The sequence below is a fragment of the Anaeromassilibacillus sp. An250 genome, assembly GCF_002159845.1.
In the GTDB taxonomy this organism is placed as follows: Bacteria; Bacillota; Clostridia; order Oscillospirales; family Acutalibacteraceae; genus Anaeromassilibacillus; species Anaeromassilibacillus stercoravium.
Window position 1 is genome coordinate 109909 of sequence record NZ_NFJK01000010.1, and the last position, 20959, is coordinate 130867.

Annotated in this window: 18 protein-coding genes and 1 pseudogene; 18 read left to right on the top strand and 1 reads right to left on the bottom strand. The window is 56.8% G+C overall.

Annotated features, from left to right (window positions below; translation table 11 throughout):
* Positions 1–90 precede the first annotated feature (90 nt).
* The 4 genes from hrcA to dnaJ all read left to right on the top strand — a co-directional run bounded on the left by hrcA (position 91) and on the right by dnaJ (position 5105).
* Positions 91–1122: a heat-inducible transcriptional repressor HrcA gene (gene hrcA / locus B5F54_RS10555; protein WP_087233975.1), complete on the top strand. Its 1032-nt coding sequence runs from the start codon at positions 91–93 to the stop codon at positions 1120–1122.
* A 52-nt stretch (positions 1123–1174) separates the two neighbouring features.
* Positions 1175–1771, top strand: coding sequence for a nucleotide exchange factor GrpE (gene grpE / locus B5F54_RS10560; protein WP_087233977.1), 597 nt, complete (start codon positions 1175–1177; stop codon positions 1769–1771).
* 78 nt (positions 1772–1849) lie between these two features.
* Positions 1850–3697 carry a molecular chaperone DnaK gene (gene dnaK / locus B5F54_RS10565; protein WP_087233979.1) on the top strand — a complete coding sequence of 616 codons (1848 nt, stop codon included), beginning with the start codon at positions 1850–1852 and terminating at the stop codon, positions 3695–3697.
* A 253-nt stretch (positions 3698–3950) separates the two neighbouring features.
* Positions 3951–5105: a molecular chaperone DnaJ gene (gene dnaJ, locus B5F54_RS10570; protein WP_087233981.1), complete on the top strand. Its 1155-nt coding sequence runs from the start codon at positions 3951–3953 to the stop codon at positions 5103–5105.
* A 131-nt stretch (positions 5106–5236) separates the two neighbouring features.
* Here the strand turns inward: dnaJ and B5F54_RS10575 are convergent, their stop codons facing one another.
* The gene (locus tag B5F54_RS10575; RefSeq protein ID WP_087233983.1) at positions 5237–5473 is read right to left on the bottom strand and encodes a helix-turn-helix transcriptional regulator; all 237 of its coding nucleotides are present in this window, start codon (positions 5471–5473) and stop codon (positions 5237–5239) included.
* 115 nt (positions 5474–5588) lie between these two features.
* On the opposite strand from B5F54_RS10575, the gene B5F54_RS10580 reads away from it, so the two are divergent.
* The 14 genes and pseudogenes from B5F54_RS10580 (at position 5589) to B5F54_RS10635 (ending at position 20834) form a co-directional block, all read left to right on the top strand.
* Positions 5589–5792, top strand: coding sequence for a helix-turn-helix domain-containing protein (locus B5F54_RS10580; protein WP_087233985.1), 204 nt, complete (start codon positions 5589–5591; stop codon positions 5790–5792).
* Positions 5793–6027: 235 nt separating this feature from the next.
* On the top strand, positions 6028–6720 hold the full coding sequence (locus tag B5F54_RS10585; RefSeq protein WP_087233987.1) for an iron-sulfur cluster assembly scaffold protein: 693 nt from the start codon (positions 6028–6030) through the stop codon (positions 6718–6720).
* 89 nt (positions 6721–6809) lie between these two features.
* Entirely contained in the window at positions 6810–7817 is a 1008-nt protein-coding gene (locus B5F54_RS10590) for a GGGtGRT protein (protein ID WP_087233989.1), read from the top strand.
* A 256-nt stretch (positions 7818–8073) separates the two neighbouring features.
* Complete coding sequence (locus B5F54_RS10595) at positions 8074–8565, top strand: sigma-70 family RNA polymerase sigma factor (protein ID WP_087233991.1); 492 nt, start codon at positions 8074–8076, stop codon at positions 8563–8565.
* Between the two features lie 98 nt (positions 8566–8663).
* The gene (locus B5F54_RS10600) at positions 8664–9536 is read left to right on the top strand and encodes an anti-sigma-V factor rsiV (protein WP_087233993.1); all 873 of its coding nucleotides are present in this window, start codon (positions 8664–8666) and stop codon (positions 9534–9536) included.
* A gap of 85 nt (positions 9537–9621) precedes the next feature.
* The gene (locus B5F54_RS17335; protein ID WP_140400360.1) at positions 9622–9852 is read left to right on the top strand and encodes a hypothetical protein; all 231 of its coding nucleotides are present in this window, start codon (positions 9622–9624) and stop codon (positions 9850–9852) included.
* A gap of 1036 nt (positions 9853–10888) precedes the next feature.
* Positions 10889–11659, top strand: coding sequence for a 23S rRNA (guanosine(2251)-2'-O)-methyltransferase RlmB (gene rlmB, locus B5F54_RS10605; RefSeq protein WP_087234011.1), 771 nt, complete (start codon positions 10889–10891; stop codon positions 11657–11659).
* Between the two features lie 16 nt (positions 11660–11675).
* Complete coding sequence (locus B5F54_RS10610) at positions 11676–15287, top strand: hypothetical protein (protein WP_087233995.1); 3612 nt, start codon at positions 11676–11678, stop codon at positions 15285–15287.
* A gap of 14 nt (positions 15288–15301) precedes the next feature.
* A complete protein-coding gene (locus B5F54_RS10615; protein ID WP_172749689.1) occupies positions 15302–15913 on the top strand; it encodes a pentapeptide repeat-containing protein in 612 nt (203 codons plus the stop codon).
* Between the two features lie 449 nt (positions 15914–16362).
* Positions 16363–18663, top strand: a complete 2301-nt coding sequence (locus B5F54_RS10620; protein ID WP_442856118.1) for an anaerobic ribonucleoside triphosphate reductase — start codon at positions 16363–16365, stop codon at positions 18661–18663.
* Between the two features lie 109 nt (positions 18664–18772).
* Positions 18773–18886 (top strand): annotated as a pseudogene (gene nrdD / locus B5F54_RS17340) (anaerobic ribonucleoside-triphosphate reductase); the annotation flags it as partial.
* Positions 18867–19376, top strand: coding sequence for an anaerobic ribonucleoside-triphosphate reductase activating protein (gene nrdG, locus B5F54_RS10625; protein ID WP_087233999.1), 510 nt, complete (start codon positions 18867–18869; stop codon positions 19374–19376). The pseudogene nrdD and the gene nrdG, both read left to right, overlap by 20 nt.
* Before the next feature lie 237 nt (positions 19377–19613).
* Complete coding sequence (locus tag B5F54_RS10630; RefSeq protein ID WP_087234001.1) at positions 19614–20039, top strand: hypothetical protein; 426 nt, start codon at positions 19614–19616, stop codon at positions 20037–20039.
* A 189-nt stretch (positions 20040–20228) separates the two neighbouring features.
* Positions 20229–20834 (top strand): hypothetical protein, encoded by a 606-nt coding sequence (locus B5F54_RS10635; RefSeq protein WP_087234003.1) that lies wholly within the window; start codon positions 20229–20231, stop codon positions 20832–20834.
* Positions 20835–20959: the final 125 nt, after the last annotated feature.

Genomic DNA, 20959 nt, shown 5'->3' on the forward strand with positions numbered 1-20959 from the left:
CGGGCAAAGTAATGATAAATTAATAACTAGAGTTAGCACTCGATATAAAAGAGTGCTAAACCCAGAATCCAAACAAGAGAGGTGGGAAGGTTGGAACTCAGCGAACGCAAGAAAAAAATTCTGGCGGCGGTCGTCGAACTGTATGTCGCCACCGGCGAGCCGGTCGGCTCGAAGGCGCTTTGTGACAACCTCGACTTTGCAGTCTCTTCCGCCACCGTGCGCAATGAAATGAGCGATTTGGCGGAGATGGGGCTTCTGGACCAGCCGCACACATCGGCGGGCAGGGTTCCCACCCAAATGGGGTACCGGGTGTACATCGATTCATTGATGAAGAAAAAGCCCGTGACCCGTGAAGAAAAACGCTATCTGGACAGCCAGCTGCTCTCCAGCGCCTATGACCCGGAAAAACTGCTGGACGGTGTTTCTAGGGTGATGGCAGCCGCCACCCGGTTTGCGGCGGTATCCACAACGCCGAGCGGCCGCGGGGCGAATATCCGCGCGATCCAATTCGTGCAGACCAGCCGCCGCACCGCGATGGTCATCTTGATGACCTCCGCCGGGACCATGAAGACGCGCGTGTTCCACTGCGACTTTGACCTGTCGCAGGAGATCTTGCGGGTGTTCTTCCGGGTGTTCAACGAGAAATTGGCAGGGATGCCGGTTTCGGAAGTGACGCCCGCCTTTATCCAGAACATGGCGGCCTCGATGGGGGAGATGGCGATCCTGATGTCGTCCGCGTTTATGGCGGTGCTCGACGTGGCGCGGGATTCCATGCAGGCGGAAATCTGCATGGAAGGGCAGACGAACCTGCTCTTCTATCCGGAGCTCTCGCTGACCGCGCGCCGGATGATGGATTTCCTGGCGCATGCGGACGAGTTGAACCGCTTGTTGGAGCAGCGCAGCAAAAACGTGAAGGTGCTCATCGGCGACGAGACGGGCCGCCTGGAACTCAAGGATTCCAGCGTGGTGATTTCCCGCTACACCGTCGGCGGCAAGGACGCCGGCGCGTTGGCGATCATCGGCCCGATGCGCATGAATTACGCGAAGGTGATCGCCCATATGGAATATCTTTCCGACGCGGTTGGGAAGATGCTCACCGAATTGATGGACTATGACTTTTAGTGTTTGATAGAGCGCAAATGGCGCAATTTAAAACGAAGGAGGGTCCGGACAGTTGAATACGGAGGAAAAGAATCCGCAGACAGAAGCCGGAACAGACCCGCAGACCGACGCGGAGCCGGAGGCTTCCCAGGAAACGGAAAAGGCCGAAAAAAAGGATAAAGGAGGCTTTGGCGGGAAAAAGGCCAAGGCAGAGAAAGAAGCGATGCAGAAAAAGCTTGAAGAAGCAGAAGAGGCCCTGAAAAAACAGAAAGACCAGTTCCTGCGCACCGCAGCGGAATACGACAATTACCGCAAGCGCACGGAGCGCGAGAAAGCAGCGATTTATTCCGATGCGACAGCGGCCGCTGTGCTGGAGTTCCTGCCGGTGGCAGACAATCTGGAGCGCGCGCTGGAGCAGCAGGAGTGCAGTGTCGAAGACCTGCGCAAGGGCGTGGAAATGGTCCAGGCGCAGCTGAAAAAAGCGCTGGAGAAGCTGGGCGTGTCCGAGATGGGCGCCGCAGGGGAGGCGTTCAACCCGGAACTGCACAACGCCGTATCCCATATTGACGACGAAAACGCAGCCGAAAACGTGGTTGCGCAGGTTTATCAAAAGGGATACAAGATCGGCGACAAAGTCGTCCGGCATGCAACGGTGGTCGTTGCAAACTAACCGTCCACTGTCCCGCAATCCCCTTTCTAATATATAGATTCAACTGAAAAAACAGAATGAAAACTGGAGGTATAGATTATGAGCAAGACAATTGGTATTGACCTTGGTACAACGAATTCCTGTGTAGCCGTGATTGAAGGCGGCGAGCCGGTTGTAATTCCAAACGCAGAAGGCGCGCGCACAACGCCGTCCGTGGTCGCGTTCTCCAAGACCGGCGAGCGTATGGTGGGCCAGGTGGCAAAGCGCCAGGCCATCACCAACCCGGACCGCACCATTTCTTCCATCAAGAGAGAGATGGGTTCCAATTATAAAGTAACGATTGACGATAAGAGCTACACCCCGCAGGAGATTTCCGCAATGATCCTGCAAAAGCTCAAGGCGGACGCAGAAGCCTATCTGGGCGAAACCGTCAGCTCCGCGGTCATCACCGTCCCGGCATACTTCACCGACGCACAGCGCCAGGCGACCAAGGACGCCGGCAAGATCGCGGGCCTGGATGTAAAGCGTATCATCAACGAGCCGACGGCCGCGGCTCTGTCCTATGGCATCGACAAGGGCGAAGAGCAGAAGATCATGGTGTATGACCTCGGCGGCGGTACGTTCGATGTCTCCATCATCGAGATGGGCGACGGCGTGCAGGAAGTGCTTGCAACCGCTGGCAACAACCGCTTGGGCGGCGACGACTTCGATAAGCGCATCATCGATTGGATGGTTACCTCCTTCAAGCAGGAGAACGGCATCGACCTCTCCGGCGACAAGATGGCCATGCAGAGACTGAAGGAAGCCGCAGAAAAGGCAAAGATCGAGCTGTCCGGCATGACGTCCAGCCAGATCAACCTGCCGTTCATCACGGCGGACGCCACCGGCCCGAAGCACCTCGACATGACCCTGACCCGCGCAAAGTTCAACGAGCTGACCGCAGACCTCGTCGAAAAGACCATCGGCCCGGTCCGCCAGGCCATGCAGGATGCTGGCTTGCAGTTCAGCCAGATCAGCAAGGTCCTGCTCGTCGGCGGTTCTTCCAGAATCCCGGCTGTCCAGGAAGAAGTCAAGAAGTTGACCGGCAAGGAGCCCTTCAAGGGCATCAACCCGGATGAATGCGTCGCCATCGGCGCGGCATTGCAGGCCGGTGTGCTCGGCGGCGAGGTCGAAGGCCTGCTGCTGCTGGACGTTACGCCGCTGTCCCTGGGCGTTGAAACCATGGGCGGCGTGATGACCAAGGTCATCGAGCGCAACACCACCATCCCGACCAAGAAGAGCCAGATCTTCTCCACGGCTGCGGACGGCCAGACGCAGGTAGAGGTCAACGTCCTGCAGGGCGAACGTGAATTTGCCCGCGACAACAAGCAGCTCGGCCTGTTCAAGCTGGACGGCATCGCACCCGCGCCGCGCGGCATCCCCCAGATCGAGGTTACGTTCGACATCGATGCGAACGGCATCGTAAACGTCTCCGCAAAGGACCTTGCAACCGGCAAGGAACAGCACATCACGATTTCCTCCAGCTCCAACATGAGCAAGGAAGACATCGACAAGGCCGTCAAGGACGCAGAGAAGTATGCGGCTGAGGATAAGAAGCGCCGTGAAGAGGTTGATACGAAGAACGAGGCGGAGAACCTCTGCTACTCGGTCGAAAAGCTCATCAAAGACAGCGGCGACAAGATGGACGGTTCCGATAAGACCGACCTGGAGGCAAAGTCCAATTCTTTGAAGCAGGCGATCTCCGGCAACGACACGGCATCCATCAAGAGCCAGATGGAGGATTTGCAGAAGGCGCTGTATGCGGTATCCGAGAAGCTGTATAAGGCAGCAGCTCCGCAGGGCGGCCAGCCGGCCGGCGGCGCAGGCGCACCGGCGCAGGATGCAAACGGCAACCCGGTCTATGACGCCGAGTACAAGGACGTAGACGACAACAACAATAACAAATAAAAATCGGGGCGTTGTGCAGCGGCACGGCGTTCTGTGCGAGGTGGAGGCTGTTGTGGGTACGGGATGTACCTGCAACAGCTTTAGCCCGTAAAATGGCGCATCTCGATTTTTTATAAAGTGATTTACAACAGGCGAAAAACCTGATAGGATAGAGGACGCGGCATTGCCGCGCAGAAATTGAGAGTTGGCGCAAAGCAGGGGCAGCGGTAGGGCTTGTTCCCGGTTGCGATGCGCTTTTGTAGGAGTGATTGGTGTGGCCGATAAAAGGGATTTTTATGAAGTGATGGGTGTGCCGAAGAACGCCACCGAAGACGAAATTAAAAAAGCCTACCGCAAATTGGCGAAAAAGTACCACCCGGACCTCAACCCGGGGGACAAAGAGGCGGAGGCAAAGTTTAAGGAAGTCAACGAGGCGTACGAGGTGCTCTCGGATAAAGATAAAAGGGCCCGGTACGACCAGTTCGGCCATGCCGGGGTGGACCCCAACTTTGGCGGCGGCGCAGGCGGCGGAAGCCCCTTCACCGGCGACATCGACCTGGGGGATATTTTCAACAGCTTCTTCGGCGGCTTCGGCGGCGGCGCGCGCCGTTCCAATCCAAACGCGCCGCGCCGCGGCAGCGATACGGAGAGCGTTGTCAACATCAGCTTTGAAGAGGCTGCAAAGGGTTGTAAGAAAACCATTTCCTTTCATAAGATCGAATCGTGTCCGGACTGCGGTGGTTCCGGCGCTGCAAAAGGGACCAGCCCGTCCACGTGTTCGCAGTGCGGCGGCACCGGCCAGGTGCGCATCAACCAGCGCACGCCGTTCGGCATGGTGCAGACCGCCCGCACGTGCGACCGCTGTGGTGGTTCCGGTCGTGTGATCGATTCGCCGTGCCATACGTGCAACGGCAGCGGCCGTGTGCGCAAGCAAAAGACCATCGAGATCAACATCCCCGCGGGCGTGGACAACGACCAGATGCTCAACGTTTCCGGCCAGGGCAACGCGGGCGCAAACGGCGGGCCCAGCGGCGACCTGCACGTCTATGTGAACGTGCGGCCGCATCCGATCTTTGAGCGCCGCGGCGACGACGTGTGGTGCGAGATGCCGATCACGTTTACGCAGGCAGCGCTCGGCGCGGAGGTCACGGTGCCGACCATCGACGGCCGCGTGAGCTACCAGGTGCGCGAGGGCACCCAGCCGGGGGATGTGTTCAAGCTCAAGGGCAAGGGCATCCCGCATATCAACGGCAGGGGCCGCGGCGACCAGTACGTCCGGATGACGATTGAGGTCCCGAAGAACCTCTCCCAGAAGCAGAAGCAGCTTTTGCAGGAGTTTGACAGCTGCGCCGAGGAGAAAAATTACCAGAAGCGCAAGGGGTTCTTCGATAAGATCAAAGAGATGTTTGACGAGAAAAAACAATCTTAAAAAACGGGGCAGGATGCAAAATCCTGTCCCGCTTTTGCTGTGTGAAAAAATTGACATAATATGCGGCGGAATGGCCGCTATATGTGCTGAAACGGCGCAAGGAGGGCGGATTCTCCCCAAAAGGCCCTGCATCAAGCATCCTCGCTTGGTGCAGGGCCTTCGCCATCTTCCTGGTCGCGCCCAACCAAGGTATCCAGGGAGACGTTGTAGATTTTGCTAAGCAACAGGAGCCTGGAAAGGGGCGGTTCGGTTTTCCCTGTTTCATAATATGTATAGGTGGAACGTTTAATCCCAAGGATACGGGCAAGTTCCGTCTGTTTCCAGTGGTGTTGTTCGCGCAGTTGACGGAGGGAATCTTTTAATTCCATAATATGTGGCCTCCTCAAATATAGACTAATACATTATATAATGTATTAGTCTATATGTAAATAGATATTATCCACTAATATCTAATAAAAAAATTAGATATTGGAGAGATAATATATGATTAAATTAAACGCTTTAGAATTGCTTGAGAAAAGTGGACATACTCGTTATTGGCTTTATAAACAGTTGGGCATGAGTTATCAGAATTTTAATAGGATGATTAATAATCAGACCAAATCGATTCAATACCAAAATATTGAGGCGCTTTGCCAATTGTTGGAGTGTACTCCGAACGATCTATTTGTTTTTGTAGATGACTAAATTGTTCTTCTAAAAGAAAGTTATTTTTTGCCAGCAAACGAAAGGGCCTTTCTCCAAAGGCTCCGCAAGGGTGGAACCCTACCGCCCCGCGCGCATCCTGGGGAACCAAGGGAATTCCGCTGGGATTTCCTGCAATTTTGCCCGGACAAACCCTTGCGAAAATTCGGAAAATAGCCTATAATCATCATGTATGGTGGTTAAACCAAGGAAACTTGAAACCGAAAGGAGTACCGATATGAATTATTCCCATGAAGTGGAAAACATGTGTCCTGTAACCAAAGGTCCCCATCACGGTCCCGCGCCCATCCCGGAGGAGGGCAAGTGGGTAAAAGCCTATGAGATCAAAGACATCTCCGGCCTGTCCCATGGTGTGGGCTGGTGCGCACCGCAGCAGGGCGCTTGCAAGCTGACCCTGAACGTGAAGGACGGCATTGTGCAGGAGGCTCTGGTGGAGACCCTGGGCTGCTCCGGCATGACGCATTCCGCTGCTATGGCCGCAGAAATCCTCCCGGGCAAGACCCTTCTGGAGTGCTTGAACACCGACCTCGTTTGCGACGCAATCAACGTTGCAATGCGCGAAATCTTTAAGCAGCTGGCCTATGGCCGCAGCCAGACCGCGTTCTCCGAGGGTGGCCTGCCGATCGGCGCAAGCCTGGAAGACTTGGGCAAGGGCCTGCGTTCCCAGGTTGGCACCATGTTCAGCACCGGTGCAAAGGGCGTCCGCTACATGGAGATGGCCGAGGGCTACGTCCTCAAGACCGCTCTGGATGAAAACAACGAAGTCATCGGCTATCAGTTTGTCAAACTTGGCAAGATGATGGAAGATATCCGCCACGGTGTGGACCCGAAGACTGCTTACGAGCAGAACATTGGCCAGTATGGCCGCTTCGACGGCGCGGCAAAGTACATCGACCCGCGTGAAGAATAATTCGGCAGGGATCATACCGAACATTCCAAGTCAGGCGTCTCCCAATCGGGGAGGCAGCCGAGAAAGCAGAATAAAGGAGGACAACTTACATGGCTAACGATGTCAAGTTTGAAGGTAAAGAAAGAAGAATGCCCAAAATCGAAAAGTGCCTTGCCGAGTATGGCCTTGCCAGCCTCGAGGAAGCGCGCGACCTTTGCCTGAGCAAGGGAATCGATGTAGATAAAATTGTCAAGGGTGTACAGCCCATCGCGTTTGAGAACGCCAGCTGGGCATATACCCTGGGCTGCGCAGTCGCTCTGAAGAAGGGCTGCAATTCCGCTGCGGACGCTGCCGAGTCCATCGGCATTGGCTTGCAGGCGTTCTGTGTTCCGGGTTCCGTTGCGGAGAACCGCAAGGTCGGCCTGGGCCACGGCAACCTGGGCGCCCGTCTGCTCCGCGACGAGACCAAGTGCTTTGCGTTCCTCGCAGGCCACGAGTCCTTCGCTGCCGCAGAAGGCGCAATCGGCATTGCCAAGACAGCGAACCGCGCCCGCAAAGAGCCGCTCCGCATCATCCTGAACGGCCTGGGCAAGGACGCTGCCTACATCATCTCCAGAATCAACGGCTTCACCTATGTGAAGACCGATTACGACTTCTTCAACGACGAGCTGAAGATTGTCGAAGAGAAGGCGTTCTCCGACGGCGAGCGCGCAGCGGTTAAGTGCTACGGCGCAAACGACGTCCTCGAGGGCGTTGCGATCATGAAGCACGAGGGCGTGGACGTCTCCATCACCGGTAACTCCACCAACCCGACCCGCTTCCAGCATCTGGTTGCCGGCACGTATAAGAAGTGGGCCATCGAGAACAACCGCCCGTACTTCTCCGTTGCTTCCGGCGGCGGCACGGGCCGTACCCTGCACCCGGACAACATGGCGGCTGGCCCGGCTTCCTATGGCCTGACCGACTCCATGGGCCGTATGCACGGCGACGCACAGTTCGCAGGCTCTTCCTCCGTCCCGGCGCACGTCGAGATGATGGGCTTGATCGGCATGGGCAACAACCCGATGGTCGGCGCGACCGTCGCATGCGCTGTTGCTGTGTACGAGGCTTGCAAATAATCGGAACAGGACATCGCCGCTTCCGGCAGCCTGATTCGAGCCAATAAGAACCTTACAGCTCCCGTGGATCGCGGGACGCTGACCGGCGCGCGATGCCGCGCCGGTTCCGGGCGCAAAAGCGCCCGGGAAGGCGGCTTTGCCGCCTTCTAGCGTCCCGCTTTCTCGGGGGCTTTTTCGTTTTCCCGCAAACTTTTTGAAACGCGAGGCCGTCTAATAGACAGAAAACGAAATACAGAACAGATTGGTGGGATGAACTGTGGCAACCACACAGGCTTTTCGGGAATATATCACCCAAAACCAACAGGCCTTTTACCGGTTGGCCTATAGCTATACAAAGAACAGCGACGCCGCACTCGACGTGGTGCAGGACGCCATTGTCAAAGGGATTGAAAAGCTGCATACGCTCCGCAATCCCGCATATATGAAAACGTGGTTCTATCGGATTTTGGTCAATGAGGGCCTCAACTACCTGCGCGGGAAAAAGGTGGTTTCGCTCGACGAATATGCGGAATCCCCCCTCTCCGCTGCGGAGGACCGGGACGTCGCGCAGGATGTGGACCTTTACAATGCCGTCCAGAGGTTGGAACCCAAATTGCGCACCGTGGTCATCCTGCGCTTTTTTGAAGACATGAAGCTGGAAGACATCGCGTCCATCACCGGCGATCCGCTCAGCACGGTGAAGTCGCGTTTATATAAAGCCCTCAAGCTCTTGAAGGTAGATTTGCAGGAGGGGGTGATGGCGACGTAACGATCCTTTAGCCAATCCAACAGCTCTGAGCTTGCCCGCGGCAACCCGGGAACGCCGCGGAAACAAACTTTTGATATATATTTTTAGGGAGGACATCTATGATGAGAAATTTTGAAGAGGCAAAAAGGACTTATGAGTCCATGGACATTCCGGAGAAGCTTCCGAATGTCGTGGATCAGGCTTTTACAAGGGCTACGGCCCGCCGGAGACTGGCCTGGTATAAACCAGCGCTGTCGGCGGCAGCGGCCGTATGCATCCTGTTTGTTGCGCTTTTGAACATCAGCCCCACCTTTGCCAATGCGATGGCGGAGGTCCCGGTGCTGGGCAATGTGGCGAAGGTGTTGACGTTCCGCCAATATGCCATTGAGACGGACTCCGAGTGGATCACCGTGAACCAGCCCTCCATTGCTGGGACGGGGAACACAGAACTGGAAAAGCGCGTCAACAATGAAATTCAGGAAAAAATCGACGCGATTGTTGCTGAAGCCCGCCAGGAGGCCAAGCAAAACCGCGAGGACGCCATCGCGCGGGGGCAGGACCCGGCCCAATTGATGCCGGTGATTTTGGACATCCGCTATGAGATCAAGAGTTCCAGTGAAAAGGCGCTGTCCTTTGTGATTTACAAGACCGAAACAGCGGCAAGCGCCTATACGCAGCAAATTTTCTACAATTTGGACCTGGCTTCCGGCAAGGACCTCACGCTGTCCGACGTCCTCGGGCCGGACTATAAGCAGATCGCTGACAAGGCCGTCAAAGATACCATCGACCAGCGTATGGCGGAGGACCCGGAGAAGTGGCCGTACTTTGTGCCGACGCCGGAAATGCCGGACGAAGGCTTCCAGGGGATTGCCGACGACCAGAAGTTCTACATCGACAAGGACGGCAATGTGGTCGTGAGCTTCGATGAATACGAAATCGGCCCGGGGTCCATGGGCATCCAGGATTTCGTAGTCGGGAAATCGTTGGTATAACATTTCACAAGGAAAGGAGTAAAAGACAATCGAGGGCCCTGCCCTGCGGATGTGTAGCGCATCCGCGGGGCAGGGCTTTTTTTGCTTGGATTTGAGGGGGTTAACGGAACTAGAAATTTTTGGAAATATTTCTGATGGATGCGATAAAAAAGATGCGGCCGGGGCATTTTTGCTGGGGCCAAAGTGCATTGAATCAAGAAGGAAATTCCCAAAAACTTTGGGAACGCTGGGATTCTTTGGGGGAGATATTGCACAACTTTCACCAATTTCCACAGAGTTTTCCACCGCCCTTTCTATGGGGATTTTGTCATTATAATTCTTTTTGAAAAACTATTTGCGAGAATAGCGCGTGAAACGGGGGTTTTATACGGCTTGTAATTCCACAGGTTTACATAAACCATGTGGAAAACGATGTGGAGAATGTTGAAAACTCGGTGGAAACAGTGGAGAAATGCCGGGTACAGGCTGTTTAAAGTTTTGGAAAGGTGCAAAAAGAAAAAGTTATGTAAACGGATAAAGGGAACGGTAAAAACTTTGCGTAAAGTTTTTACCATCGAAAAAGGAAAAAAGCGCAAGCTTTCCACATTTCCGCAATCGGGATGCAAAACTTTTCCACAGAGTTTTTGTTAGAAAAGATTGCGGTTGTTTTTAGCTTGCCAATCCGCTATAATATTATATTTAGCTGCTGCTCTGTTTGCGTGTTGTTTTGCAGGCAAAGCAGCCGAAAAGGATACGGAAAGCAACTTTATCGGAACTGCATTTTCCTATCCTCACATGGGAAATTTTATGTTATAATAACCTCACGGCGTAAGCGGAAGCCAGCTTCGCAAAAGCTCGCTGCCTTCCGACGCCTGAGAGAACATTGAAACATCGGCCAGAAGGTTTCGGTAACTTTCAGAAAGAGGCCTAAGGCTTTCGACGGACTGGATGTTTTAGATAACCTCACGGCGTAAGCGGAAGCCAGCTTCGCAAAAGCTCGCTGCCTTCCGACGCCTGAGAGAACATTGAAACATCGGCCAGAAGGTTTCGGTAACTTTCAGAAAGAGGCCTAAGGCTTTCGACGGACTGGATGTTTTAGATAACCTCACGGCGTAAGCGGAAGCCAGCTTCGCAAAGGCTTGCTGCCTTCCGACGCCTGAGAGAGCATTGAACCATATACAGAAATCGCAAGGCGTTTTCTGTTCAAGGGAGAGGCCGTCCGGCCTTTTTATATGGTATAATAAAATCCATATGACATTGCGCGAGAAACAGAGGGAAAATAGGCGTCAAACCTCAAGGATTGTCCGATTGGGGAAGGCGAGGCGCCGCACTTTATCATTTGATTACGATACAGGAAGCAGGGAAATGTGTTTATGAATAAAGAAGAGCAGAGCCGCCGCGGGGAAGACGTGATCGCCGGCAGGAACGCCGTCACGGAAGCGCTGCGCAGCGGCCGGTCGATCGATAGCCTGTATGTGACACGAGGCGCGCATACGGGGAGCATCGGCGCATTGATTGCCAAAGCAAAGAAGCAGGGCATTCCCGTCAAGGAGGCGGATGCCAAAAAGCTGGATTATTTGTGCGGGAACGCCGTACATCAGGGCGTGGTGGCGTTGGCCGCCGCGCATACGTATGCCTCTTTGGACGATCTCTTCGCCCTGGCCCAGGAGCGCGGCGAGCCGCCGTTTTTTATCGTGGCGGATGAACTGGAGGACCCGCATAACCTCGGGGCCATCCTCCGGACCGCGGAGTGCGCGGGCGCCCATGGGGTGATTATCCCCAAGCGCCGTTCCGTTGGGCTGACCTATGCCGTGGGTAAGGCCTCGGCAGGGGCGGTCGAATATGTGCCTGTGGTCCGCGTGACCAATATCGCCTCCACTTTGGAGGAACTCAAGCAGCGCGGGGTTTGGACCTACGCCGCGGATATGGACGGGCAGGACTGGTGCTCGGTGGATTACAAAGGGCCGACCGCTTTGGTGATCGGTTCGGAGGGATTCGGCGTCAGCCGCTTGGTCAAAGAAAGTTGTGATTTTGTCATATCCCTGCCCATGAAGGGAAAAATAAACTCGCTGAACGCCTCGGTTGCGTGCGGTGTGATCTGTTATGAGGTGGCGCGCCAGCGCAGTGGAATTGTGACCAAGTGAGACAGGGGGAAGAGGAATGGATAAAAGGACCAATACGCCCCACGACGACTTTTCCGTGGAAGAAATTTTGCAGGAAGCCCGCCTGTTGCGCGAGCAGCAGGGGGAGGAGATCACCTTTTCTGTTGCAACTACCGATCAGAAGCCAGCTTCGGAGCGCGCCCAGGCCACGCCTGTGGAACAGGCGGGCAAACCCGTTGCGCAGCAGCCGGTAAAAGAGCCGGTGCGCCGTCCGGTAGAGCGCAAGGAGCCCGAGCCGGGAAAAAAGGTGGAGGAACCGGCTGTGGCCGCGCCCAAAACGGAGCGCATGGCAAAGGAAGCGCCGAAGGCGGACCCCATCCAGTGGACAGAATCGGAACAGCCGGAGGAAGAAGAGCCCCGGAAATTGAGCTGGGCCGAGCGGCGCGCGGAGAAGAAGCGCATCAAAGAGGAGCGCCGCAGGCTGAAAAAGCAGTCCGGTGTCTTTCCGTCCGAGGAAGAAGATATTTACTATGGGCTGCAATTGAAGCCCTTGGAGGAATATAAACAACAGTACGAAAAAACGCTGCAATCGGGCAGCGCAAAGGCGGACGAGCCAAAGGAGCGGACGTCCGCACAGGCCAGGCCGGTGGCGAAGCCCGTGGGGGATAAAACGGGGTCGATTTTCTCCTACTTGTTCGATTCGACCGATGAGGAGATGGACGAGGAGATCGCCGCCCGGTTTGAAACGCTGCACCAGGAGCGCAAACAGCGTATGGAGGAAGCCGCCCGGCAGACGGGCGCATTCAAGGTGCATGAAAACACCATTGAGATTCAATTCCCCAAGCGCGCTCCAGAGGCGGCCCAAAAGCCTGCGCAAGCCGAGAAGCCCGCAGAGAAGGCGGCGGGTTCCAAACAGCCCGCGGCGAAGAAAGCGGCGGAGCCGGAAAAAAAGGTGGAACCGGCGCCAAAAGAAACCGCGAAGGCAGAGCCGGTAAAACCGGATTTGGAGCCAAAGACGCAGACGCCGCCCATCTTGGATGGCTTCCCGGTGGGGGACGAGACGTTTGAATTCCCGGCGATGGGCAGCTTTGCCCGGCCCGTGCAGCGCAAGGGCGCGGAAAAGGCGGGAGCCGCCCCAGATCTGCCAGTGGAAGGGGAGACGTTTGAATTCCCGGCAGTGGGAGGGTATGCCGTACCCCCGCAGATCGAGGACACCAACCCGATCGAGCCGGTGCAGCCCATGGAACCCAAAGAGCCGGTACAACCTGCGGAGCCAAAGACACCGGCGAAACCGAAGAAAGCGCCGAAGCAGGAACCAAAGCAGCCGGTAGAGATGCCCTCCGCGCCGGTTTCGACGCCGGAAACGCCGGTGCATACCGAACCCGCCGCGCCTGCGGCGCCGCCGGAAATCCCCACCCAGCCGGAGGTGCAGCCCTCTGTGACGCCGATGCGCGCAGAGGAATCCGCTCCGGCGGATACATATCCGCAGGAGAAGCCGCTCCGTCCAAAGACGGGGGAGAAGGTGCGCCGCGCCGATTACCGTCCGGCGGGTGTAACGCCCGTCCACGTGGTGGAATTGCACGACTATGCGGAAGTGATCTTAAAAGAGGCGAAAACATATCCCAAGGCATCGGCAAAGCTGCACACCGCGCCGCTCCCAAAGGTGGAGGAAGCCGCAGCGGAGCTGGCGAAAGAGGAGGAAGTCTCGAAAGCGGAGTCCCCTGCCGTGGAGGAACCCACCTTGCCGGTTTGGGAGCCGCTGGCAACGGATCAGGAGGGGCAACCGGCCGATACGTTCCTCCATGCGGATGGGCCGGAGGCGGAGACGGAAGAAGAGACGCCGCCCCCGCCCAAGAAAAAGAAGAAATTCTCGATCATGGGCGAGGAAGAGCCGGACAACGACCCGGAGGACAACCTGCCGGAGGAGCCGGACGAGCTGGACGATTACCAAAAGCCCTCGGATGCGCCTTCGGTTGCGCACGAGCTGGGTTCCAGCCTCCGGGAACTGACGCTGCGCCTGGCGGTCACGGGGATTATCACCGTGTTGCTGCTGGTGCTCGGCGTTTTGGGAGAGATGACCAGCCTGCTTCCGGAGGCGATCCGCGGCGCCCTGCCGACGCAGACGTATTTGATTTTAAATCTGATCTTTTTGGGGATTGCCTCGGTATTTTGCTGGGTGACCATCTTCAACGGGATCAAATCCATGGCCCGGTTGCAGGCCAATTCCGACAGCGGGGTCGCGGTTGCGGCGATTGCGGCGCTGATCCAGAGTGTGGCGCTGCTCTTCTCGCCGGAGAGCGTGGCTTCGTCCAGCGTCCACGCATATGCGGTCTTGGCGTCCGCCGCCCTGTTTTTGAACACAGCGGGCAAGTTCTCGCTCATCAAGCGCATCCGGCACAATTTCCGCTTTGTCGCGTCGCCGGACCCGAAATACGCGGTGCAGTATTTCGACGATCACAACACCGCGCTTCAAATGGCCAAGGGCTGTGTGGCGGACACGCCCGCCATCGCCTATCAGAACAAGACGGATTTCCTCAAGCATTTCCTGAGCTTGAGCTATGAGAACGATCCCAGCGACCAGAGCTCGCACATCATCGCCCCGCTTGGAGCGATCCTTTCGCTGGTGCTGTGCATCGTGTACTATGTGTTAAACCAGGATGTGATCGGCGCAATCACCGTATTCGCGGCCGCCACCTGCATCAGCGTGCCGATGATGAATATGTTGAGCGTCAATTTCCCCCTCGCCCGCCTGAGCAAGCTGGCGACGCGCGTCGGGGCCATGGTGGTCGGCTATCCCGCGGTCGAGCACTTTTCCACGGCGAATGCGGTGATCCTCGATGCAAAGGACCTGTTCCCGAAGGGGACGGTGATCCTCAATGGGATCAAGACGTTTGGGGGCCAGCGCATCGACGACGCGATTGTCGATGCCACCGCGCTGATGTGCGCCACAGGGGGGCCCCTGAGCGACCTGTTTGACCAGATCATCAAGAGCCACCACGACATCCTGCCGAAGATCGAGAACCTCAGCTATGAGGACGACAAGGGCGTTGTGGGCTGGGTCTCGGGCCGGAGAATTTTGGTCGGCAACCGCGACCTGATGAAGGGGTACGGCATCGAGCCGCCTTCGAGGGACTACGAAGAAAAATATCTGCTGGGGGGCAAGCAGGTGGTATACCTGGCTTCCGGCGGGGATCTCGTGGCTATGTTCGTCCTCTCTTACAATTCGGACCGCCGCCGTGCGGCGGAGCTGCGCCGGATGGAGGACAACGGGATCAGCCTGATCGTGCGCACCTGCGACCCGAATATTACGCCGCGCCTGCTGGCGCAGGTATTCGACCTAGACGAGCATGGGATCCGCGTGTTGCCGGAGCGCCTGGGACAGGAATATTTGAAGCTGGTTGAAGCGCCGGACGAGCGCACCGACGCCCTGCTTGCGACAAAGGGCCGCCCCACCGCGATGATGCGTATGCTGACCGCCTGCGTGCGGCAGCGCAGCAACATCTCTGTTGCAGTTGCGTTGCAGACCGTTGCGGTGATCTTGGGGTTCCTTCTGGTGGCGTTCCTGGCATGCTATTCCGGGTTGAAACAGCTCAGCACCGCCGCGCTGCTGTTGTTTGAACTGTTCTGGCTGGTGGCGGTGTTGATCGTACCGCGCCTGCGGAAGCCTTGATGGAGGGGCCTGGGATGGAATTCGACGCTGCCTGTAAACAGTATGAAGGGCAGGATCTGGGGGATGCAACGTTCACCGATTTGGAACTGCGCGGCATCCGCTTTGTCAATTGCCGCTTCCACGGCGCTTCGATGGGCGGCCTGATTACCCGCGATTGCGCCTTTTTGAACTGCAATTTTTCCTTTGCCTCGCTACACGGCAGCATGCATTACGCCACGCTGTTTCAGAACTGTACCTTCCATGGGGCCAGCCTGTTCAGCGCGGAGATGGAGGGCTGCAATTGCAGCGGCAGCAGTTTTGCCGGGGCCAATCTGACGGGCTTTGCGATCCGCGGCGGGAATTTTTCGGATACGGTGTTTGACGGCTGCGACCTGCGGCGCATGGATTTGCAGGGGGTCTGCCTGGCGCATGCGTTCTTCCAGGGGGCCAACCTGGAAAAGGCGGACCTGCGCGGCTGCGACTGTTCCCACGCGGTGTTTGCGGACGCCGCCCTGAAGGGGGCGGATCTGCGTGGCGCCAGGTTCAACGGCGTGGACGTCCGGCAGATGCGGTTCCAAGAGACCAAAATCGACCTGGAGCAAGCGGTCCGCTTCGCGGAGAGCTTGGGATGCATCGTATCCGGTTGATAGAGACGATGCAAGAGGCGTACGGTTTCTTCGCAGGATGCCGTGTAACTGGGCGAAGGGGTACCGGTGCCCAAGGATAAAAAATTTTTTTGTTGCGTTTGGCGAACAAATTATACAGAATGGAATCGACGCGCGGGGAGCAAGAACGGCTTCTTCCGCGCGTTTCCGGCGATTTGGGCCTTTTTTGGATAGGAAATTTGGGAAAATACGACATCTAGTATTTGTCAGACTATATATTGACACTGACCCCAATATGTAGTAAAATGCAATCCTGGTAAGAGGAGCTTGTAGAAGCAAGCAAAGCCGCGTAGAGCTGGCGGGAGCCGGTTCGGGAGGGCCTTTTCTAGGAGTTTTGCCCGGAAAGGGGCTTTTGCCGGGGCAGCCGCCGGTTGGGGCCGGCGTTTTGGAGCGCTGCCCGGGAGGGCTTTCCCTGGGATGCAAAAGAGAGGATGGAGACTTTGGCAATTCAAATCAAAAAACGGAACGGCGTTGTGGTGGAATTCGACGCCCAAAAGATCCGCAACGCGATTTTTAAGGCAAACGTGGCCGTCGCCGAGGAGGAGATGACGGGCACGGCGCTCGACGAGCTGACCAAGCGGGTGGCCAGCGCTTTTGCAGACGACGTGATCCCCACGGTAGAAGATGTACAGGACAAGGTGGAGGAAATGCTGATCGCGGAGGACTACGCGAAGACCGCGAAGGCGTACATCCTGTACCGCGCGGAGCACGCAAAGATCCGCCAGGCCGAGGGCGACCTGATGGACATCTACAAGGAGCTGACGTTCCGGGATGCGCGCGACGTGGACATCAAGCGCGAGAATGCAAACATCGATACGGACACCGCGATGGGGACCATGCTCAAATATGGTTCCGAGGGATCGAAATACTTTATCAACAACTATGTGCTGCCAAAGGATATTGCAGCGGCGCACATCAACGGCGACATCCACATCCACGACGAAGACTTCTATATGCTGACGGAAACCTGCTGCCAGATCGACCTGCTCAAGCTGTTTAAGGGCGGCTTTTGCACGGGCCACGGCTTCCTCCGTGAGCCGAACGACATCCGCAGCTATGCGGCGCTGGCCTGCATCGCGATCCAGGCCAATCAGAATGAGATGCACGGCGGCCAGAGCGTCCCGAATTTTGATTATTCCATGGCGCCGGGCGTGGCGAAGACCTTCCGCAAGGCGTATTACCGCGAGCTGGCCAAATACCTGCACATCACAAAGGCGATGTCCATGGACGACGCGAAAGCGCTGGCGGCCACGGTTCAAAAGGACCTGCCCGGCCCGGTGACGCTCGGCAATGCCGGCGAGTACGGCGAGGCGGTTGCGGCGTATCTGCCGCGCCACCAGCGGGAGAACGGCTTTGAAGAGATCATCGAGGAGGAAGCCCGCGACGCCCACCGGTATGCGGTGGAGGCGGCGACCACCAGCACAAACGACGCCACCTATCAGGCGATGGAAGCCCTGGTGCACAATCTGAACACCATGCATTCCCGCGCAGGCGCGCAGGTGCCGTTTTCTTCGTTGAACTACGGGACCGATACATCCCCCGAGGCGCGCATGGTCATCCGGAACCTGCTGCTCGCCACGGACCGCGGCCTGGGCGACGGCGAAACCCCGATTTTCCCCGTGCAGATCTTCAAGGTAAAAGAGGGCGTCAATTACAACGAGGGCGACCCGAATTACGACCTGTTTCAACTGGCGTGCAAGGTCAGCGCGAAGCGCCTGTTCCCGAATTTCAGCTTCCTCGACGCGCCGTTCAACCTCCAGTATTACAAGGAGGGCGACTACGACACCGAGATCTCGTACATGGGCTGCCGGACCCGCGTGATGGGCAATGTACACGACCGCACGCATGAGACCACCTGTGGACGCGGCAACCTGAGCTTTACCTCCATCAACCTGCCGCGCATCGGGATCGAAGCGAAGGGGGACATCAAGCGCTTTTATGAACTGCTGGATAAGCGCATTGATTTGGTGATCCGCCAGCTGCTGCACCGCTTCCAGATCCAGTGCGGCAAGAAGGTCTATAACTATCCCTTCCTGATGGGCCAGGGGGTCTGGCTCGATTCCAACAAGCTGGGCCCGGAGGACAACATCGCCGAGGTGCTCAAGCACGGGACCCTCAGCATCGGCTTTATCGGCCTGGCAGAGACGCTCAAGGCGCTCACCGGAAAGCACCACGGGGAGAGCGAAGAAAGCCAGAAGCTCGGCCTGGAGATCATCGGCTATATGCGCAAGCGCATGGACGACGAAAGCGAGAAGCGCGGGCTCAACTTTACGCTTTTGGCGACGCCAGCAGAGGGGCTGTCCGGCCGCTTTGTCCGCATCGACAAGAAAAAGTACGGTGTGATCCCCGGGATCACCGACCGCGAGTATTACACCAACAGTTTCCACATCCCGGTCTATTACCCGATCAACGCCTACCGCAAGATCCAGCTGGAGGCGCCCTATCATGCATTGACCAACGCGGGGCACATCAGCTATGTGGAGCTGGACGGCGACACCGCCAAGAATGTGGACGCATTCGAGTCGATTATCCGCTGCATGAAGGAAGCCGGCATCGGCTATGGCTCGGTCAACCATCCGGTGGACCGCGACCCGGTCTGCGGCTATACCGGCGTGATCGACGACGTATGCCCGCGCTGCGGCCGGCATGAGGGCGAGGGCGTCCCGGTGGAAAAGCTCGACGAGCTGCGCAAGCGCTATCCCGGCGTGCCGCACTTTGCGGGAAAAACCTGAATAGAACCATGATCCATACATATCTAGAAATAAAATCAATCGAAAAAGGAGCTTGATAACAATGGCAACCACCCATGCAACAACGAATTTGGTCGGCGAGGGCGTCGGCTTTGAGAGAATCCGCCGGATTACCGGTTATCTGGTCGGCACGATCGACCGTTTCAACGATGCAAAGCGCGCGGAAGAGCACGACCGTGTAAAACATGGCCTCTCTAAGAATTAGTGGCGTCGTGCCGGAGTCCATTGTGGACGGCAAGGGCATCCGCTATGTGATCTTTACGCAGGGATGCCCGCACCACTGCCCCGGCTGCCACAACCCCCAGACGCACGATTTCGAGGGCGGCTATCTGGTGGATACGGACGGCCTCCTGGAGGAGATGCGGCAAGACCCGTTGCTCAAAGGGGTGACCTTCAGCGGGGGGGAGCCGTTTTGCCAGCCCGCGCCGTTGGCAGAGCTGGCCCGGAAGATCCACGAAAGCGGCCTCGATGTGACCGTCTATACAGGATATACCTATGAGCAGCTCCTGGAACAGCACAACCCGGACACGGACGCGCTGTTGCAGCAGGCGGACGTTTTGATCGACGGCCGCTACGAGCAGGACAAGCGCGACTTGACGCTCCGCTTCCGCGGGAGCAGCAACCAGCGCGTGATCGACCTGAACCGCACCCGCGCAGAGGGGCGGGTCGTTGTAGAGCAATTGGACGAAGAATGAACAGCGCCGCCTTGCGGTCCCAAATGTGGGAACGAAGGGCGGCACTTTTTGTAGCCGTTCGGTTCTGTGCGGTGAAAAAGAATGACAGACGGTGGACGTTTAGAGAAATTTCTGCTAAAATAGAAATAAGAACAGGCGATAAACGCCGGTTGATTTTCAGGCAATGAACGATTTGACGGCGGTTGCTCTGCAAGAGCGGTACTTTCTATGGTGCGTTCGAATAGGAAGGTGGACAGGATGAAGAAGTGGAGAAAATTCTTGCTTGCTGCTGCACTTTTGTTGGGGATTTTTTGCATCTGGTTCTTTACGGGAAATACCACCATACAAGGGGACGCCGTGGACCGGCTGGTGGTCTCCTCCATCCCACGCATGGACTTGCAAAAGGTGACGGAGGACCCGGAGGACATCCAAGAATTTGCCGGGCGCTGGAACCGGCTCCCCTGCTATCCGTCGCTCCCGCCGTTGGGCAATGGGACCATTGGGCGGTTTTGGTTCCGCACAAGGGAGAACGGCAATGTCCACCGCGTGTTTATCACCGGCTTCCATACGATCACTTTTGATAATCGGCCGTACTATACCCCGGTGGATTTGAGCCAGTGGTTTCCGGAGCTCTACCACTCCTTGGAGGATGTGCCGGAGGAGCCGTTTTCCTATCCGAACTAGAAAACGGTTCCAGCAAGGATTCCCACGGAAAGCCTAAAAGCCAGCATGGTAGCTTTACAGGCAGAGTGGTTTGTGAAAAATATGCACATTAAGAAAAAAGGGTTGTAACGCAAAAAAGTGTGTGCTATCCTATAATTAGGAAAAATCATTTTCCTTTGTAATGAACCACATGAGATGGGAGGGAATCCAATGCTTCACATGCAACTCAAACGGAGGACAAACCGTGCAATTTTATCCGCCATGCTCCTATCGCTCCTTCTTGCGGCGGAAGCCGTTCCCGCACAGGCTGCTGGAAGGGCGGAGCTTGCGATGGATGGAAAGGCGGTCCCTTCCGGCACAGTTGTTGCGATGCCGGAGGGGTCTGTTGCGGCGTTCTCTTTAAAGCTGGACGGCAGCCTGGGTACGGGCTATACCAGCGGGAACGGCGCGGTGGCACAGACGGGAACGGTCCAGCGGTTCTCCGATGGCGAGGCTGTCTATGCGGTCAAGGCGATTGGGCAGTTGGGCGAGCGTGCTGGTTTGTACATCGATGGGGAAAAGGTCCTGGAGATCGAAATTGCGGCAGGCGCGGCATGTCCCGCCTGCCAAAAGACAGGATGCGCTTCGGTCCAGGTTGAATATGGAGCATGGCATACCGATGGCGGACAGAGGGCCTGTTCCCATTTTGCTTACGGGCAGGATGCCCGCGAAGCGATGGACGCCTACAATGCCTATCGATGTGCAGCATGTGGCGCCGCCTCCCAGCTGAAAACCGGGACAGCGCACCGGTGGATTTGCCACGGATCGCGCGGATAATCCCGAAGAAAGCCAAAAAACACACAAAGAAAGAACCGGAGTCCATTTTGAAGTGACCCCCAAAAGTTAGACAATATTTGAAAGTAAAAATTGTTTAAGTAGCCGAAAGGGCTTGTTGTCTGTGA

Coding starts and splice junctions, on each gene's coding strand:
- B5F54_RS10615 (WP_172749689.1), top strand. CDS start 15,302: ATGGAATTCGACGCTGCCTGTAAACAGTATGAAGGGCAGGATCTGGGG.
- B5F54_RS10610 (WP_087233995.1), top strand. CDS start 11,676: ATGGATAAAAGGACCAATACGCCCCACGACGACTTTTCCGTGGAAGAA.
- dnaK (WP_087233979.1), top strand. CDS start 1,850: ATGAGCAAGACAATTGGTATTGACCTTGGTACAACGAATTCCTGTGTA.
- B5F54_RS10600 (WP_087233993.1), top strand. CDS start 8,664: ATGATGAGAAATTTTGAAGAGGCAAAAAGGACTTATGAGTCCATGGAC.
- B5F54_RS10620 (WP_442856118.1), top strand. CDS start 16,363: ATGGAGACTTTGGCAATTCAAATCAAAAAACGGAACGGCGTTGTGGTG.
- rlmB (WP_087234011.1), top strand. CDS start 10,889: ATGAATAAAGAAGAGCAGAGCCGCCGCGGGGAAGACGTGATCGCCGGC.
- nrdG (WP_087233999.1), top strand. CDS start 18,867: ATGGCCTCTCTAAGAATTAGTGGCGTCGTGCCGGAGTCCATTGTGGAC.
- B5F54_RS10590 (WP_087233989.1), top strand. CDS start 6,810: ATGGCTAACGATGTCAAGTTTGAAGGTAAAGAAAGAAGAATGCCCAAA.
- B5F54_RS10630 (WP_087234001.1), top strand. CDS start 19,614: ATGAAGAAGTGGAGAAAATTCTTGCTTGCTGCTGCACTTTTGTTGGGG.
- B5F54_RS10580 (WP_087233985.1), top strand. CDS start 5,589: ATGATTAAATTAAACGCTTTAGAATTGCTTGAGAAAAGTGGACATACT.
- B5F54_RS10585 (WP_087233987.1), top strand. CDS start 6,028: ATGAATTATTCCCATGAAGTGGAAAACATGTGTCCTGTAACCAAAGGT.
- B5F54_RS10635 (WP_087234003.1), top strand. CDS start 20,229: ATGCTTCACATGCAACTCAAACGGAGGACAAACCGTGCAATTTTATCC.
- B5F54_RS10575 (WP_087233983.1), bottom strand. CDS start 5,473: ATGGAATTAAAAGATTCCCTCCGTCAACTGCGCGAACAACACCACTGG.